The 17,001-nt window shown below is 44.9% G+C and carries 17 protein-coding genes; 14 read left to right on the forward strand and 3 right to left on the reverse strand.

Annotated elements, in window-relative coordinates; translation table 11 throughout:
- Window positions 1-15: 15 nt before the first annotated feature.
- From AC1MEO_RS16400 to AC1MEO_RS16450, 11 genes are all read left to right on the forward strand, one after another.
- On the forward strand, window positions 16-1,338 hold the full coding sequence (locus tag AC1MEO_RS16400) for a hypothetical protein (protein ID WP_480332449.1): 1,323 nt from the start codon (window positions 16-18) through the stop codon (window positions 1,336-1,338).
- 208 nt (window positions 1,339-1,546) lie between these two features.
- A complete protein-coding gene (locus AC1MEO_RS16405; RefSeq protein WP_480332451.1) occupies window positions 1,547-2,950 on the forward strand; it encodes an MBL fold metallo-hydrolase in 1,404 nt (467 codons plus the stop codon).
- A gap of 83 nt (window positions 2,951-3,033) precedes the next feature.
- Window positions 3,034-3,408, forward strand: a complete 375-nt coding sequence (locus AC1MEO_RS16410) for a rhodanese-like domain-containing protein (protein ID WP_480332453.1) — start codon at window positions 3,034-3,036, stop codon at window positions 3,406-3,408.
- A 165-nt stretch (window positions 3,409-3,573) separates the two neighbouring features.
- Window positions 3,574-4,818, forward strand: coding sequence for a dicarboxylate/amino acid:cation symporter (locus AC1MEO_RS16415; RefSeq protein ID WP_480332455.1), 1,245 nt, complete (start codon window positions 3,574-3,576; stop codon window positions 4,816-4,818).
- A 166-nt stretch (window positions 4,819-4,984) separates the two neighbouring features.
- Window positions 4,985-5,968, forward strand: a complete 984-nt coding sequence (locus tag AC1MEO_RS16420) for a LacI family DNA-binding transcriptional regulator (protein ID WP_480332457.1) — start codon at window positions 4,985-4,987, stop codon at window positions 5,966-5,968.
- A complete protein-coding gene (gene rbsK, locus AC1MEO_RS16425; protein WP_480332459.1) occupies window positions 5,965-6,846 on the forward strand; it encodes a ribokinase in 882 nt (293 codons plus the stop codon). The genes AC1MEO_RS16420 and rbsK overlap by 4 nt, the downstream gene beginning before the upstream one ends.
- The gene (gene rbsD, locus AC1MEO_RS16430; protein ID WP_480332461.1) at window positions 6,843-7,229 is read left to right on the forward strand and encodes a D-ribose pyranase; all 387 of its coding nucleotides are present in this window, start codon (window positions 6,843-6,845) and stop codon (window positions 7,227-7,229) included. The genes rbsK and rbsD overlap by 4 nt, the downstream gene beginning before the upstream one ends.
- 18 nt (window positions 7,230-7,247) lie before the next feature.
- Complete coding sequence (locus AC1MEO_RS16435) at window positions 7,248-8,750, forward strand: sugar ABC transporter ATP-binding protein (protein WP_480332463.1); 1,503 nt, start codon at window positions 7,248-7,250, stop codon at window positions 8,748-8,750.
- Window positions 8,731-9,675, forward strand: coding sequence for an ABC transporter permease subunit (locus AC1MEO_RS16440; protein WP_480332465.1), 945 nt, complete (start codon window positions 8,731-8,733; stop codon window positions 9,673-9,675). The genes AC1MEO_RS16435 and AC1MEO_RS16440 overlap by 20 nt, the downstream gene beginning before the upstream one ends.
- 13 nt (window positions 9,676-9,688) lie before the next feature.
- A complete protein-coding gene (rbsB, locus tag AC1MEO_RS16445; protein ID WP_480332467.1) occupies window positions 9,689-10,612 on the forward strand; it encodes a ribose ABC transporter substrate-binding protein RbsB in 924 nt (307 codons plus the stop codon).
- A 194-nt stretch (window positions 10,613-10,806) separates the two neighbouring features.
- A complete protein-coding gene (locus AC1MEO_RS16450) occupies window positions 10,807-11,076 on the forward strand; it encodes a hypothetical protein (RefSeq protein ID WP_480332469.1) in 270 nt (89 codons plus the stop codon).
- A gap of 165 nt (window positions 11,077-11,241) precedes the next feature.
- Here the strand turns inward: AC1MEO_RS16450 and AC1MEO_RS16455 are convergent, their stop codons facing one another.
- The 3 genes from AC1MEO_RS16455 to AC1MEO_RS16465 form a co-directional block, all read right to left on the reverse strand.
- A complete protein-coding gene (locus tag AC1MEO_RS16455; RefSeq protein ID WP_480332471.1) occupies window positions 11,242-12,147 on the reverse strand; it encodes a YihY/virulence factor BrkB family protein in 906 nt (301 codons plus the stop codon).
- Between the two features lie 148 nt (window positions 12,148-12,295).
- Window positions 12,296-13,603: a hemolysin family protein gene (locus AC1MEO_RS16460; protein ID WP_480332473.1), complete on the reverse strand. Its 1,308-nt coding sequence runs from the start codon at window positions 13,601-13,603 to the stop codon at window positions 12,296-12,298.
- An 88-nt stretch (window positions 13,604-13,691) separates the two neighbouring features.
- Window positions 13,692-14,321: a YfbR-like 5'-deoxynucleotidase gene (locus tag AC1MEO_RS16465; protein WP_480332475.1), complete on the reverse strand. Its 630-nt coding sequence runs from the start codon at window positions 14,319-14,321 to the stop codon at window positions 13,692-13,694.
- Window positions 14,322-14,439: 118 nt separating this feature from the next.
- Between AC1MEO_RS16465 and AC1MEO_RS16470 the strand changes: the two genes are divergently transcribed.
- The 3 genes from AC1MEO_RS16470 (at window position 14,440) to AC1MEO_RS16480 (ending at window position 16,990) form a co-directional block, all read left to right on the forward strand.
- Window positions 14,440-14,916: a metal-dependent hydrolase gene (locus AC1MEO_RS16470; RefSeq protein WP_480332477.1), complete on the forward strand. Its 477-nt coding sequence runs from the start codon at window positions 14,440-14,442 to the stop codon at window positions 14,914-14,916.
- 61 nt (window positions 14,917-14,977) lie between these two features.
- Window positions 14,978-15,166, forward strand: coding sequence for a hypothetical protein (locus AC1MEO_RS16475; protein WP_480332479.1), 189 nt, complete (start codon window positions 14,978-14,980; stop codon window positions 15,164-15,166).
- Window positions 15,167-15,343: 177 nt separating this feature from the next.
- Window positions 15,344-16,990: an SLC13 family permease gene (locus AC1MEO_RS16480; RefSeq protein WP_480332481.1), complete on the forward strand. Its 1,647-nt coding sequence runs from the start codon at window positions 15,344-15,346 to the stop codon at window positions 16,988-16,990.
- Window positions 16,991-17,001: the final 11 nt, after the last annotated feature.

Here is a 17,001-nt window from a genome sequence, read left to right on the forward strand (position 1 = left end):
AGGGTGTAATAAAGCATGAAAGTACGGATAGGAGCAATAGGGCCCGCAGATTCATTAAAGGTCATACGTGAAGTTGCCGACAATGATCCACGCATTGAGCTTATAGCTTTTGAATACTTCAATCATGAAGAATTACCCGATATTTTAAACAAACACCGATACGACGTAGCAAAATGGATATTTTCAGGACCAACCCCATACCATTATTGTATAGAGCTGGGACTGATCACCCCAGATGAAGCTTCCTTTCCGCCGCTTCATGGCATGGCCCTGCTCGGAACATGTTTAAAAGTGATTCAGGATCATGGCCGTTTTGTTGAGAAAATGAGTTTGGATACGGTTGACGAACATGTTGTCTCTTCATTATTCAGTGAATACCAGCTGAATAATATCTCTTTTGAGCTATCATCGTTTAAAGGATATACCGATCATAACGAATTGATTGACTTTCATGTAAGTAATTACCGTGACGGAAAATCTGAGCTGGCACTCACTTGTTTGCTGAAGGTATACCTGGAATTGAAGCGTCTCGGAATACCAGTCTACAGAGTAGTCCCTTCCCGCATGGCTATAAAAACAATTTTTGATATTCTTTTTTCGAGGGCACAGAGCCATGTTTATGAAAAGCAGAAAGTGGCTATTATTGGCGTAGACTTGCTATTTGAAGGAAGAATTTCCAAGAAGGCTGTTTTCAGTTTTGAAGAAAGTAAAAAAATGCTGGAACTTCAACAGGAGCTGCTCCGGGTAACAAAAATGTTAAATGGTTCTCTAATGGATAAAGGAGGCGGAACTTATTTTATCTATACGACCCAAGGTGACTACGAATTATTAACTTCGAAGAATACGATCTCTTTTATTGCCGAAGAAATTAATATGAGAACTTCTTTGAACTTCCACATAGGAATTGGAGCAGGCTATACCATTTACGATGCTGAGCAGCATGTTCAGCAGGCTTTTGAATATGCTGCTTCAAAAGAAGACTGCAAAGTCGCGTTTGTAAATGAGGATAATGTATTTACAAATTTGACTTTGTTAAATCATACCTATGAAAGCAGCTATCAACTGCCGGAGTACTGGCAAGCTGTCTTGAAAAAACATAATTACAAAGAAACTATTCCTGCCAAAATTTATCATTATATAAAATTGAAGAATTTTACCCAATTTACGGGTGAAGTAATAACTGCTTTACTTAAAAATACTGATCGTAATACAAGACGTATTTTAAATGAAATGGAGCAAATCGGTTTGATACGAACCCTTGCCGAGGAACACGGTTCTGGCAGACCAGGACGTCCTAAAAAAGTATATGAATTGATAATTGAAGAGAAAGTGAAATAACTTCGTAAAAATAAATATTCAGATACTGAAAAACACCAGCAATGCTTCTCAAAAGAAGAAGTGCTGGTGTTTTGTGTTCAAGCAGGTTATAGAAAGAGGAGAACGCGTCGACTTCTCTGAATGATTTCTCATAAGCAGAATATTTTACATCACATACCCCTGGTGGTATATTGGGGTTAATAAAAAAATGCTGAAGGGAATTGATGAGATGTTATTACGATATTTCTATGATGAAAATTTAGCGCACGCTTCATATGTAGTAGGATGCCAGGCGACCGGGGAAGCAGTGGTAATAGATCCGATGCGCAATATTGCGGCCTACGAAGAGCTCGCGGCAAAAGAAAACTTGAATATTGTCGGAGCGCTGGAAACGCATATCCACGCTGACTTTGTTTCGGGTTCGCGTGAATTGGCGAACCGTTTCGGAGCCACCCTGTATTTGTCTGATGAAGGCGACGCAGATTGGAAATATCAGAATATCGAACACCTGGATCATCAATTACTGAAGGATGGCGACCAGTTCAAAATCGGAAATCTGGTGTTTGAAGTGATGCATACACCGGGCCACACGCCTGAAAGTATTTCATTCCTGCTGACGGATCGTGGAGGTTCAGCGGATAAGGCGATGGGTATCTTCACCGGAGACTTTGTATTTGTCGGAGATGTAGGGAGACCTGACCTGCTCGAAAAGGCTGCAGGTATGAAAGGAACTTCTGAAGCTGGGGCAAAAGAGTTGTTCAAGTCACTCCAGCGCTTTAAAGGGTTGCCTGATTATCTTCAGGTATGGCCGGCACACGGAGCAGGAAGTGCCTGCGGGAAAGCTCTCGGCGCCGTGCCTTCAACTACTGTCGGTTATGAGAAGCTCTTTAACTGGGCTCTGCAATACGATGATGCAAAAGCTTTCCAAAAAGAACTGTTGGATGGCCAACCGGAACCTCCCTATTATTTTGCAGTCATGAAAGCTGTCAATAAAACAGGTGTGGAGTTAGTGAAAGATCTTCCTGAACCCAAGCTTATCGGGTCAGCCAAAGAGCTTGAGGCATTGATTGCAGATGGCCATCAGGTTCTGGATTTGCGCCCTGCACCTTCATTCAGCAATGGCTATATTCCAGGAACCATCAATATTCCATTCAATAAATCATTTGCCAATTGGGCAGGATGGATCACAGATTATCAAAAACCGCTTTATCTGCTGCTGGAGCCTGAATCTTTGGATGAGGTGCTCGAGGTCCTGCATTCCATCGGCATCGATGATGTAGCAGGCTATGCCGATGTTTCAAAGGCAATCAATGAAGCAGAGCAGCTGGATTCCTACCAAAACGTCACTCCCGAACAAGCCAAGAAGCTGATTGAAGATGGAGAAGGCTACGTGCTTGATGTCCGCAGCCAAACGGAATATGAGGATGGCCATATTGAAGAAGCTGATCATATTATGGTCGGCACATTGAAGAATCGTCTGGAAGAAGTCGACGCGGACAAAACTGTGATCGTCCAATGCCAGGCAGGCGCGCGTTCTGCAATTGCAGCAAGCATCCTCAAAGCGAATGGTTTCGACAACCTGGTGAACCTGACAGGCGGCTATTCGAAGTGGGAAGAGGAAATGCCGGTTTAATTGTTTTTAGGGATTCAACAATATTTTACGCAGAATCGTCAGTTGAAAAATATCTGTAACCCATATAAAGAAGGAGAAATGAAATGATAGCAAGTGTACTGCTGATTGGTGGCTCCATTTCCATGGCAGCCTATGGAGCTTTTAAAAGACATGTTCCGGTTTACGGCGTGAAACAGGAGCGGCTTGATCGGATCGATGGCGACTCCTATGCTTTGCTGGATGTCCGCGCTTATAATAAATCCGATAAAGAGCCGATTTCTGAAGCTTTTAATCTGCCGATCTCCTATTTTTCAAGAGGTTATGGGGAAATTCCACAAAAGCCGATCCACCTGATTGCAGAAAATCAGTTGGAGAAAAATTTGGCGGCACGTCTGCTTCAGCGAAAAGGATTCGACGTGGCCAGCTATAGTGTAATGGGCAAAAACAGCGAAGACAAAATGACTAGCGCATGCTTTTAACCTCAAACCTGAGTAGATGGGACTCCATTTACTCAGGTTTTTTATCTTGAAATAGTAATTTTATTTTGAAAACACAGTAGATTCCGCGAATTACTTAAAAGTTGTCACAAATATATACTTTCCTATAATATAGTTTCTATGTCTAGAAACGAAAGAGGGAAATGAATGAAAAAACCTGGCTTGACCGTAAAAGTACTGAGTGGACTCGTTTTGGGAGCAATCGTAGGTTTGCTGATAAACTTATTTGCACCTGGATCCTTTGATACCTTGAATACATATTTATTTGTGCCGCTAGGCCAACTATTTTTAAGTTTAATTAATATGCTGGTCGTTCCGCTTGTTTTATTTTCAATCATCCTTGGAACAGCGGGACTCGGCGATCCGGCTAAATTAGGGCGGATCGGCATCAAGACAGTCAGTTATTTTCTGATAACGACAACAATCGCGATAGGCATTGGATTATCATTGGCAGCCCTTATCCAGCCAGGACTTGCCGGCGACTTTGATCTGACAAGTGCCTCGTTTGAAGCAGAAAAAGCACCATCGGTTGGAGAAACTTTGTTGAATATGATTCCGACCAACCCTATCGCCTCTTTAGGTGAAGGCAATATGCTGCAGATTATCGTGTTTGCTGTCTTCATTGGTTTGGCGCTGACGGCTCTTGGCGAAAAAACCAAAGGACTTGTCCATTTATTTGAGCAGGGCAATGACGTTATGATGTACCTGGTGGGGGTAGTGATGAAGTTCGCTCCATACGGAACATTTGGCCTGATTGCTACGGCTGTGGGATCACAGGGCTTGTCGGCTATGAAAGCAATGGGCTCCTATATGCTGGTGATTGTAGCCGCTCTCCTGATCCATGCGATTTTCACTTACGGAGGCACCATCAAGTTTTTGGCGAAAAAAAGCCCGATCTGGTTTTTCAAAAACTTTGCTCCTGCGATGAGTGTCGGCTTTAGTACGTCAAGCAGTACAGCGACATTGCCGATTTCTATGGAAGTGGCGCAAGATAAATTAGGCGTGCCGAAATCTGTCAGCTCGTTTGTGCAGCCTTTGGGTGCCACCATCAATATGGATGGAACAGCCATTATGCAAGGGGTTGCAACGATGTTCATAGCTCAGGCATATGGCATTGAGCTATCGACGATGGATATTGTGACAGTTGTTCTGACGGCTGTACTGGCAAGTATCGGTACGGCAGGCGTCCCAGGCGTTGGGCTGATCATGCTTGCGATGGTACTGAGCAGTGTCGGTCTTCCACCTGAAGGCATAGGCCTTGTTATCGGGATTGACCGTTTATTGGACATGACACGTACGGCAGTAAATATCTCAGGAGACGCAGCATGTGCAGTTTATGTAGCGGAAACTGAAAAAGATAGAGATTTGCGCATGCAAAATATGAATGCTTAAGTAAAAAAAGTTTCCGCGGACCTGCGGAAACTTTTTTTTATTGGAAAGAAAGAAACAGTTATATTTACTTAGACAATTGGAAAAATTCTTCATTGACAACAAGTAGGGAGCATTATATATTATGTGTAACCGGTTACACATCGGAAAAAGAACGGAGTCGTTTTACATGACCACCATCAAAGATGTAGCGAAAAAAGCAGGGGTTTCAGTGGCTACGGTTTCCAGGTTTTTAAATGACAGTGGATATGTCAGTGCAGAAGCCGCCAAAGCAGTAAATGCTGCAGTAGAAGAACTGCAATACGAATTGAATCCGGTTGCGCGCTCACTGAATACAAAAAAATCGAATTTGATCGGCTTAATCCTGCCAGACATCACCAATCCTTTTTTTCCAGAACTTGCACGGGCGGTAGAAGATGTGGCGTTAACCTATGGGTACACAGTAGTGTTATGCAACTCGGACGAAGATCCTGAAAAAGAGAAAAACTACATTGAAACCTTAAAGAAAAAATACATCGCCGGTTTTATTGTGACATCCAACCAGCTGGATGCACCCCATTACGCCAATGCCAATGTGCCGATAGTGGCCCTTGACCGGACAATCAATGAAAAAATTCCAACCGTCTCATCCAATAACAGAGAAGGTGCGGCCATGGGAACCAATGCTTTGCTGGAAAGAGGATGCCAAAATCTTCTTTTCCTCAGAGGCCCTGAAGAATTGAATCCGGCAAATGATCGGTACGAAGGCTTCCTGGAAGCGATTCAAAACTCGGATGCGCGTTACCGGGTAGTGACTAGCCCGTTCCACTTTGCTGATTCACAGAAGATTGTGGAACGCGCATTAGAGGAAGATCCAACAATCGATGGCATCTTTGCCAGCAGTGACGTTTCAGCGGCAGGTGCCTTAAAAGCGGCAAGTGCGGTTGGAAAGCATGTGCCCGATGAATTGCAGATCGTCGGCTTTGATGGCGTGGCGATGGGCGCGATGTTGACGCCTGGTTTGACGACAGTTGCTCAGGATGTCTACAAGATGGGCGCGATTGCAGCCCGTGTCCTGATCAAACAAATTGAAAACAAGCAAATGGACCAAAGTTTTTATGAAGTTCCCGTGAAATTGGTCATTCGTGGAACAACGAGGAGGATGCCGGAATGATTACAGTAGTTGGCAGCATCAACATGGATCTGGTCGTCCAGACAGACCGTTTTCCAAAACAGGGAGAAACAGCTTTAGGGAATCTCTATACGACGGTTCCTGGAGGCAAAGGCGCCAATCAGGCAGTGGCTGCTGCAAGGCTCGGAAGCGACGTCAAAATGATCGGAGCTGTCGGCCAGGATGCTTTTGGGATTGAGCTACTCGCTGGATTGGAGAAAGAGGGCATTCAAATACAGCACGTCAAACAGACTGACGGAGCCAGCGGAATTGCCAATATCCTCCTGTCAGAAGGCGACAATCGCATTATCGTCGTACCCGGCGCCAACCACAGCGTCACCACGGAAGAAATCGAGGCGTTAACGGAACAACTTGCGGCAAGCGACTTGGTGATGATGCAATTGGAAATGCCGATTCCTGTTATTCAACGGACCTTGGAGATTTGCCATCAACATGGTGTTCCCACCATTTTAAACCCAGCGCCGGCAAGTGGATTTACGAGTGGTTTCCTGCCGTATTGCACCTACCTGACCCCGAATGAAACAGAAGCGGAAGAAATTTTCGGCGGCGATTGGGAAACGGCTTTACAGGACTACCCAAACCGCCTTGTGGTAACCCTTGGACAAAAAGGCGCACAGTTTTATGATGGAGAAAAGCATGTCATCGTTGAAGGATTCCCTACTGAAGCTGTTGATACCACTGGCGCAGGCGATACCTTTAACGGCGCACTTGCTGCCGCGCTGGCGGAAGGGCAAGCTTTTGAAGAAGCTGTGCGCTTTGCCAATGCTGCAGCTTCCTTGTCCGTAGAGAAGTTCGGTGCACAGGGCGGCATGCCAGAGCGGGCAGCCGTAGTTGAACGAATGGCAGGTGGCCGCTCATGAAGAAACATGGCATCATCAACCGTGACATAGCGGCAGCCTTGGCTTCTTTTGGCCATACCGATCTTCTGGTCATCGGCGACTGCGGTTTGCCGATCCCTAAAGGCATTCCATGCATCGACTTGTCCTATAAGTTGGGGGAACCCGCTTTTTTGACCATACTGGAAGCGGTACTGGATGACTTTGAAGCAGAAGCGGCGTTTATTGCCCGGGAAATAACCGCAGGCAATCCGGAAGTGGAAAGCGCGATTTTGACAAAGATGAAAGCCGATTATATTACACACGACGAACTGAAGGATCTCAGCAAACAAGCGAAATTGATCATCCGTACAGGGGAAGCGACACCATACGCTAATATTGTCCTCCGCTCCGGCGTTATTTTTTAAAGAAGGCAGGTGAACCTAATGATTAAAATGACGGATATCTCCAAATCGTTCAGTGGCAATAAAGTATTGAAAAATGTTCATTTTGCTTTGGAAAAAGGTGAAATCCATGCTTTGATGGGTGAAAATGGCGCCGGCAAATCGACTCTAATGAAAGTCATGTCCGGAATTTACACACGTGATTCAGGAACGATTGAAGTGAAAGGCGAACCAGTCCATTTCACTTCTCCAAAACAAGCTGAAAAGGCAGGCATTGCGGTCATCCATCAGGAATTGAACATCCTGCCTCACCTATCGATTGCGGATAATTTGTTTCTCGGGCGTGAAGAAACCTTTGGCCGTACGGGAATATTGAAAACCAAGCAGATGGAGAAAAAGACACACCAAATCCTGATGGACCTGGGGCTGGATATCAATCCTTCTGATCCTGCCAGTTCATTGTCAGTCGGGAAACAGCAGATACTGGAAATTGCCAAGGCCTTGTCGGTGGATGCAGAAGTGATCATTATGGATGAACCCACTGCAGCATTGACAGACCGTGAAATCGATAATCTGTTCAAGACCATCCGCGAACTTCAAAAGCGCGGCGTCTCCTTCATCTATATTTCTCACCGAATGGAAGAGATTTTTTCGCTATGCGACCGAATCACCATTTTACGTGATGGCGAGTTTGTCGGAGAACGAAAAATCAGCGAAACGTCCTTTGATGAAATTGTTCAAATGATGGTCGGCCGGGAACTGGGAGAACGATTCCCGGAACGGAAATCGGATATTGGTGAAATCAAACTGGCTGTTAAAGATTTGAGCCGTAAAGATTGTTTCGAAGGTGTATCTTTTGAACTTCGAAGAGGCGAAGTGCTGTCCATTGCGGGCTTGATGGGGGCAGGGCGTACAGAAGTGGCCCAGTCCCTGTTCGGCTATAAGAAACTCGACGGTGGAACTATTGAGTTCGATGGCAAACAAGTCAAAATTGATACACCGAAAAAAGCCAAGGAAATGGGCATCGGTTATGTAACGGAAGACCGGAAATCAGAAGGGCTGGTTGTTGACTTTACAGTCGAGGAAAATATCAGCATGACAAATTTTGCGGACATATCCAAAAATGGCTTGATTTCCAAAGACAAAGAACGAAAGCTTTACGACACGATGGTTAAACGCCTTGGAATCCGCACATCGGGTCCTGATCAGGCGGCAAAATCTTTAAGCGGCGGCAATCAGCAAAAGGTGGTCATTGCAAAATGGCTTGGCATTGAACCGAAATTGCTGATTTTGGATGAACCGACACGCGGAGTTGATGTCGGTGCGAAAAAGGAGATTTATTCCATCATCAACGCGCTGGCTGAACGTGGCGTGGCGATTCTGATGATTTCCTCGGAACTTCCGGAAGTGATTGGCATGGCTGACCGCGTCCTGGTGATGCACGAAGGGAAAATCACAGCAGATTTGACAAAACATGAAATGACGCAGGAACGAATTATGCATTTTGCTACAGGAGGTGGAAAACTTGCAGTTGAAAACCAATAATCAATCAATCTTACAAAAAATCGCTCCATTCATCGGGTTAATCCTTATTATCGTGATTATTACCATTTTAAATCCAGGATTTTTATCCGTATCCAATTTAATGAATGTCCTTCGGCAGGTTTCCATCAACGCATTGATTGCTTTCGGAATGACTTTTGTTATTCTGACAGGCGGCATTGATTTATCGGTTGGAGCGACTCTTGCCTTAACGGGAGCGGTCACAGCAGGAATGATGGCGAGCGGAATGGATCCGATTTTCGCCATGTTGCTTGGACTCTTGCTCGGAGCTGTTTTGGGTGCTGTTAACGGAATCATCATTGCTAAAGGAAAAGTGGCCCCGTTTATCGCTACCTTAGCGACAATGACCATTTATCGTGGATTGACCCTGGTGTATACAGACGGGCGTCCCATTTCAGGCTTGGGCGATAGCTTGACTTTCCAAATGCTGGGCAAAGGATATTTTCTTGGCATTCCGATTCCGGTAGTAACCATGATTGTCAGTTTCGGAATTTTGTATTTCATTTTGAAAAAGACGACGTTCGGCCGCCGTGTCTATGCAGTAGGCGGCAACGAAGAAGCATCGATCCTGTCAGGGATCAATGCGGACCGCATCAAAATTTACGTTTACTCGCTGCTTGGTTTATTGGCAGCACTGGCTTCACTGATCTTGACGTCACGGCTGAACTCAGCTCAGCCGACTGCCGGTGAAATGTTTGAGCTTGACGCCATTGCCGCGGTCGTACTTGGCGGCACAAGCCTCACTGGTGGGCGTGGATGGATTGTGGGTACCTTAATCGGTGCTTTGATCATTGGTGTACTAAATAACGGTTTGAACTTGATTGGGGTTCCGTCCTTCTTCCAGCAAGTGGTGAAGGGTGCAGTCATATTATTAGCGGTTCTCATGGACCGTAAAAAAACAGCATAAGGGGTGCAGGAAAATGAAAAAAATGCAATTGGGATTCATTTTGTTGGCGATGATGATTTTGGCGGCTTGTTCAATGGAAGCTCCAGGTTCAAGTTCTGAAGAGGAAAGCGGCGATGGCGGAGAAGCGAGCGGCGATTACACAATCGGGTTTTCGATTTCGACATTGAATAATCCATTTTTCGTTACACTGAATGAAGGCGCTGAAGCGAAAGCTGAAGAGCTTGGTGCGACATTGACGGTAGTGGATGCACAGGACAATGCTTCAAAACAGGCAAGTGATGTTGAAGATTTGATCCAGCAGGAAGTGGATCTGATCATGATCAACCCTGTAGACTCTGAAGCGGTTGCGGCCGCGGTAGAATCAGCCAATGCTGCAAACATTCCGGTCATCACCGTTGACCGCAGTGCTGCAGGCGGCGAAGTGGTTTCCCATATCGCTTCAGATAATATCGCTGGCGGTGAAATGGCAGGCGAACACTTGGTTTCAATCGTAGGTGAAGGCGCACAGGTTGCAGAATTGGAAGGCGTTCCAGGATCTTCGGCTGCACGTGAACGTGGAGAAGGCTTCAACAATATCGCTGCTGACAGCCTTGATGTTGTCGCTAAACAAACAGCAAACTTTAACCGTTCTGAAGGCTTGTCTGTAATGGAAAACATTCTTCAGGCAAACCCTGACATTACAGGGGTCTTTGCTCATAATGATGAAATGGCGTTAGGTGCTCTTGAAGCGATTGAAGCTTCAGGAAAAGATATTGCGGTTGTTGGATTCGACGCGAACGAAGATGCAGTCAAAGCTGTCGAAGAAGGCCGCTTGGCTGGAACGATTGCACAAAAACCTGAAATGATCGGCGGAATGGCCATTGAAACGGCAGTTCAGTCACTTGAAGGCGAAGAAGTAGAAGCATCGATTCCAGTGGAACTGGAATTGGTCAAGTAAGAGAATACCTCTGGCTGTAGACACACTCGATTGATTCGGGTGGTCTATGGTCTTTTTTTATGGGAAGGATGAAAAAAGCAGTTTTTTCAGGATTTATATCCCATTTCATTTCTCGGACAGAGGCAAGCTCATGCGCATTGCTATTTTCTTTTTCTGTTATACTATTGGCAAAAGCCAAAACGGGGGGCCAGAATATGAAAGATGTATGGGTAGTGAAGTACGGAGAACACACAATCCGTGTCGTCAATACATGGACCAATGAAAAACTGTTTGTGGACGGGGTTTTACAGGATGAACAAGTTGGTTTTCATTTGAGTTCCCGGCTGTTTGGAAAAGTGAAAAATGAAGAAGGCCAAGATGAAGAGATTAAGGTCTCGATCGGCTCTTGTTTCTGCCGAATGGAATGCCGGATTTTTGTAGGAGACCGGTTGCTCTACACTACAGAACTGCAGTGGGGCGGGTGACACTGGAGCAATGAAATCAGATTTAAGGATTTGCAGAAAAAGGTTCAACAGGGACTCGGAGCCCCTGTTGAACCTTTTTCTGTGGAATGGGGGGGGAATGCCAAAAGACAGGCGATGAAAGAAATCAAAAAAGCCCATTCACCGGTTGGCGAATGGGCTTTCGGTTTAATATTTATTCATCGAGGACTCTGCCTCTTTTGCCTCTTTTTGATTTGCTTCGCTTTGGGCGACAGGATCAGAAGAGGTCCCTTTTTTGGCGTTTTTGCGTCTGTGCAGGATTGCGTTGATTTCAGCCCCAACCACCAGGATTAAACCGGTCAGGAAGAACCAAAGCATGAGGACAATGAGTCCGCCCAGACTGCCATAAGTAGCGGAGTAACTGCCGAAATTAGCAACGTAGATCGAAAATCCAAATGATACGACCTGCCAAAGGACTGTTGCGATTACCGCTCCGATAATGACTTCCTTGAACGGGAAGTGTTTATCGGGAGCGAACTTGTACATTAATGCCAATACTATGCTCATAACTGCAATGGAGATGACCCAGCGCAGAACTTGGAAAATGATTTCAGTTTGTTCGGGAAGACTGAAAAATGATTTGACCATTTCGATGATCGTACCGCCGAAAATCGGCAAGACGAGCGCAACGATGACGGCAATCAACATACCGAGCGTCAACACAATGGCTGTTGCTTTCAACTTGATGAATGAACGGCTTTCTTCGATTCCATAGGCTTGGTTAGTGGCATTGATGAAGGCGGTCAACGCGTTGGAAGCGGACCAAAGTGTACCCAAAATACCGAATGTCAACAACCCGCCTGATGGTGTCGTGACGACACTAATGATTGTGTCCTCAAATGTGGCAGCCACTTCTCCGGGAAGAATGGTGCCGATAAAATCTACTGCACGCTGTGGATCGATTTGAAGATAGGGCAAGATAGCCAGCAGCAAGATCAATAAAGGAACAATAGCTAATAAATAGTAATAAGCCTGTGCTGCAGCTAGGGTCGTTGCATTGTCTTTTTTGAATTCACTGCCAAGTTCTTTGGCGAACCCCATAGCTTTACTCATATAAAAACCTCCATTTTTAAAATTAGTTACTCCTTATATGCCCCGTTATAGACAGAGTTAATCCTAAAATGGAAAACTAAAGGCCATTTGTAAAACCAACGGATTGATTGGACGTAAAAAAAGAGTGCCCGGTAAACGGACACTCTTTTCAACTTGTTTTTGGCAGCAGATCACAGGCAACTTTTATGATGTGGTGATTTTCCATTTCAACGATGGACCATTGACAGCCGCCTTTTACGAAAAGGTCTCCAGTCTCAGCTTCAATCAGTTGATGCTGAACCCAACCGGCAATCGTATCAATGTCATCACTGTCTTCGAAAGTAAAGCCGAAGCGTTCTTCAAGATCCTTTAATAGGACACGGCCATTCAGAAGATAGCGGGTGTCGCTTTCCTTAATAATTTCTTCATCTTCTTCTTCATCAAATTCATCGCGGATTTCCCCGACAATTTCCTCCAGTATATCCTCCATCGTAATCAAACCTGAAGTTCCACCATATTCATCGATGACCAGGGCAATATGTGTACGGTCTTTCTGCATTTTCACCAAGGCATTTTGAAGCGGCGTGGTTTCATGGAAATAAGGAAGGTCGTGCATCAGTTCTGACACCTCAAATTGTCCATTTACCGCATAATGAGTCAAGACTTCTTTGGCATTGATGAAACCGATGAGGTCGTCTTTGTCTCCATCTCTGGAGATGGGATAACGGGTAAAACGGTGTTCACGGATTTCAGCCAGAAGTTCCTCAGTTGATAAATCATCTGAAAAAGCGATCATTTGTGTGCGGGGAATCATGACGTCTTTTGCACTGCGCTCATCAAAAGCAAAGATATTCTGCATATAGGACAATTCGGTTTGATTGATTTCTCCACTTTGGAAGCTTTGCGCCATAATGATTTTCAGTTCTTCTTCTGAATGGGCCTGTTCTTCTTTCGCAGGTTCCACGCCGAAAATCCGCAAGAGGATACGAGCTGAGCCGTTCAGGGTAAAAATGAAAGGATACATAATTTTGCCGAACCAATACAGGAAAGGTGACAGCAGAAGCGTCATCCGCTCAGCAAATTGAAGCGCTAATGATTTGGGAGCCATTTCTCCGATGACAACATGCAAAAAAGTTACCAGTGAAAAAGCGAATACAAATGAAATGATGGTAGAAGCAGAAGAAGGGACACCGAGCATTTCAAATAAAGGATGTAAAAGCCGTTCAACGGTCGGTTCACCCAGCCAGCCCAGTCCAAGGGCGGTGACGGTAATTCCAAGCTGACACGCTGACAGATAATAATCAAGGTCACTGGTTATCTTTTTGACCAGTACAGCTTTTTTGTTTCCTTCGTCGATCAATTGGTCGATGCGCGACATCCGGACTTTAACGACGGCGAATTCTGAGCCGACAAAAATGGCCGTTAACGCGATTAATAAGACAAGCAAAGCTAAATTCAATAAAAGTATGGGGTCCAATAAATTCCCTTAACTAAGGGATTCACCTCCGAAAGTATTTGTTGCTGTTAAATTTACCATAATTAGAGCACGAAATATAGAGCGAAACTCAGTGCTCAGAAATGATTTGCCGTGTAATTTCCTTCACATCGATGGCTGTATCCTCATTGATGACGTCATCGAGCATGACGTTCTTGAAATAAGCGATGCTTGCAGTTAAAGGCAGATCCAATATTTTAGTCAACGCGATCCGGTACATCACGACAAATTCCTTGTCGGTATTGCCGCGTTTCAACTCAGCAAAAGCTTCATAGAATTGATCGAGCTTATCCGCCAGTTCCAGCAGGCGTCCTTCAACAGTTGAGTCTTTTCCTTCCTTCATTCGATCAAAAAAGACATCCTGAAACTCTTCTGGAATTTCACGCAGGATAAATTTCTCCATCATGCCCTCTTCTACTTTGGCAATCATTTCCTTTAATTCAGGAGATGCATATTTTACCGGTGTTTTGATATCTCCGATGAACACTTCAGCAAAATCGTGATTGATGGTTTTTTCGTACAATGCCTTCCAGTCGACTTCACGGCCTGTACGTTCTTCGATTGTTGCAAAAAACATCGCGTACTGGCTCACTTTCCACGAATGGGCTGCAACATTATGTTCTTCAAATTTAAATCTTCCAGGTGCACGGATAATCCGTTCCAAATCATTCAATGATGTAAAAAAACGATGAATTCCCATGATGACGCCTCCTTAAATAACTTATAAAGTTGATAATCGAATTCCTTGTCTTCAGCATACACGATTTTTAGTATAATAAACATGACACCGGTAAAGCATGACGAAGGAGAAGAGCAGCATGACAGGCAAGACCCACATCATAGGCGGCGTAGCAGCAAGCCTTGCTTTTGCACAAATCACAAATTACGAACCGGTCATCTTACTGGGAGCAGGGGTGGTTGGCGCATTGATTCCGGACATTTGCCATGGCAGCAGCAAGATTGGACGCGCCTTGCCTCTCCTATCAAAATTGATCAACGGCCTTTTCGGGCACCGGACATTTACGCACAGCCTATTGTTTTTATTGTTGTCCGCAGTTTTATTGCATAATTTCATGCCGATGGAAGCAATTTCAGCAGGGGTGCTTGTTGGAATGGCAAGCCATATTGTGTTGGACATGGCGACGAAAAGAGGAGTCAAACTGTTCTTTCCGTTTAGATGGACGATCCGCTTCCCCATAACCGCTACGACCGGGGGGACTTCAGAGTACATGGTTTTCGCATTGCTGTCGCTTCTTTGTGTCTATTTTGGCTATGACGTTTTTCTTCCCTTATAACGTTTTACTCTATGACAGAAGGGAAATGGAAGAACAAATGCTCATAGGAGGAATGATCTGAATGGCTAAAAATGATTTTTCAAGAGATGCAAATCCAGAAAGCAGCCACAATCGGCGGCAGCGTGAAGAATTTGAAAGCATTGATCAGGAATCAAAAGAAGACGGCAAAAAGATGGAAAAACGAGGGGCCCACAGCAATACGGGAGTCGGCGATGAACAAAACCCAATCGGCGAATCAGAAGAGAAGTAAATCGACTGAAAAATGCATACAGATGTATAAGGAAAAGACAGGAACCTTTAGTTTCCTGTCTTTTGCTTTGTATAAATAAACACGTCTTTGTGCTACTTGTGCGCCGAGGTATAAAGCTATACAATAATGAAGGTAATTATTGAAAAATTCGTTTTTTTAAGACATTGGAGGGATAAAATGATTTCTGCAACATGGAACTGGATGTGGGAAAAACACGACCAGGCAAAAGATACGTTCAAGTTTTTTACAAACCCCGGAGCCGGTATACCGGATGACCGTGATCGAGCGGAAGATGCTGGATCTTATGACGAACGTAAAAAGAACCGCAGTTACAATACGCCTCAGTTGATCGGTTTGTTTCTGGGGCCATTGCTTTTCATCTTGACGCTGCTTTTCTTTAATCCTGATGGACTGCCGCCTGAAGCGAAAGCCATCTTAGCCAGTACAATTTGGATTGCGACCTGGTGGATTACGGAAGCCATTCCAATTCCGGCAACATCGCTCCTGCCTATTATTCTTTTTCCGATGACTGGTGGACTCGATGTAAGCGCTGCAACTTCTGCATATGGCAATGATACGATCTTCCTTTTCATGGGCGGATTTATGATTGCCTTGACAATGGAGAAATGGAATTTGCATAAACGGATTGCTCTTACCATCATTTCCGTAATCGGCACCAATACAGAACGGATCATTCTTGGTTTTATGGTCGCTACTGGATTCCTGTCGATGTGGATCTCCAATACGGCCACTGCAATGATGATGGTGCCAATTGGATTGGCCATCATCTATCAAGTATCAGAGGCATTGAAAGATGATCCGTCGATCGACACTTCGAAAGAAAATTTCGGGTTCGGCAAAGCCTTGATGCTCGGGATTGCCTATTCCGCATCGCTTGGCGGAATTGCGACATTGATCGGAACACCGCCGAATACATTATTAGCCGGTGCGGTCAATGAAATTTATGGAATTGAAATCACCTTTGCACAATGGATGCTGTTCGGTGTTCCATTGGCTTGGATTTTTATTTTGGTTGCTTGGATTTACTTGGTCAAAGTCGCTTATCCACAAAAGTTAAAGCATTTGCCTGGAGGAAGCGAAGTGATACGCCAGCAGAAAACCGAATTAGGTGCTGCTTCGTATGAAGAAAAAATGGTCTTTGTCGTTTTTGTAGCGGCGGCACTTGCCTGGATCAGCCGTTCGTTTGTTCTGGATGCGTTTGCGCCTAATCTTGAAATGACGGATGCAATGGTCGGCTTGATCGCTTCGATGATTTTATTTATCATCCCTTCCAAAAACAGAAAAGGCGACAATTTACTGGACTGGGCGACAGCGGTTAAATTGCCTTGGGGCATCTTGTTGCTATTTGGTGGCGGATTGGCTATAGCTGCCGGTTTCACAAATTCGGGTCTGTCTGAATGGATCGGCAATCAATTGATTGGATTGCAAGGCATCAACGTGCTGATCATTGTTCTGGTAGTAGCTGCGCTTGTCCTGTTCTTGACAGAAATCACGTCCAATACCGCAACTGCTTCCATGATGTTCCCAATCATGGCATCTCTTGCTGTAGCTCTCAGCATCCACCCGTATGCGTTACTGGTCACTGCAGCCGTAGCAGCATCTTGTGCATTTATGCTGCCGGTTGCAACACCGCCGAATGCCGTCGTCTTTGGATCTGGATATTTGAGGATTTCTGACATGGCTAAAGCTGGGTTGGCACTGAATATATTCGGTATTTTCTTTGTCGGACTTGCAGTATTTTACTTCCTGCCGCTTGTCTGGGGACTCGATCTAATGTCGATTCCGGCAGAATTTCTCGAATAAAGTTGAATAAA

This window comes from Planococcus sp. BI3, from assembly GCF_056680115.1.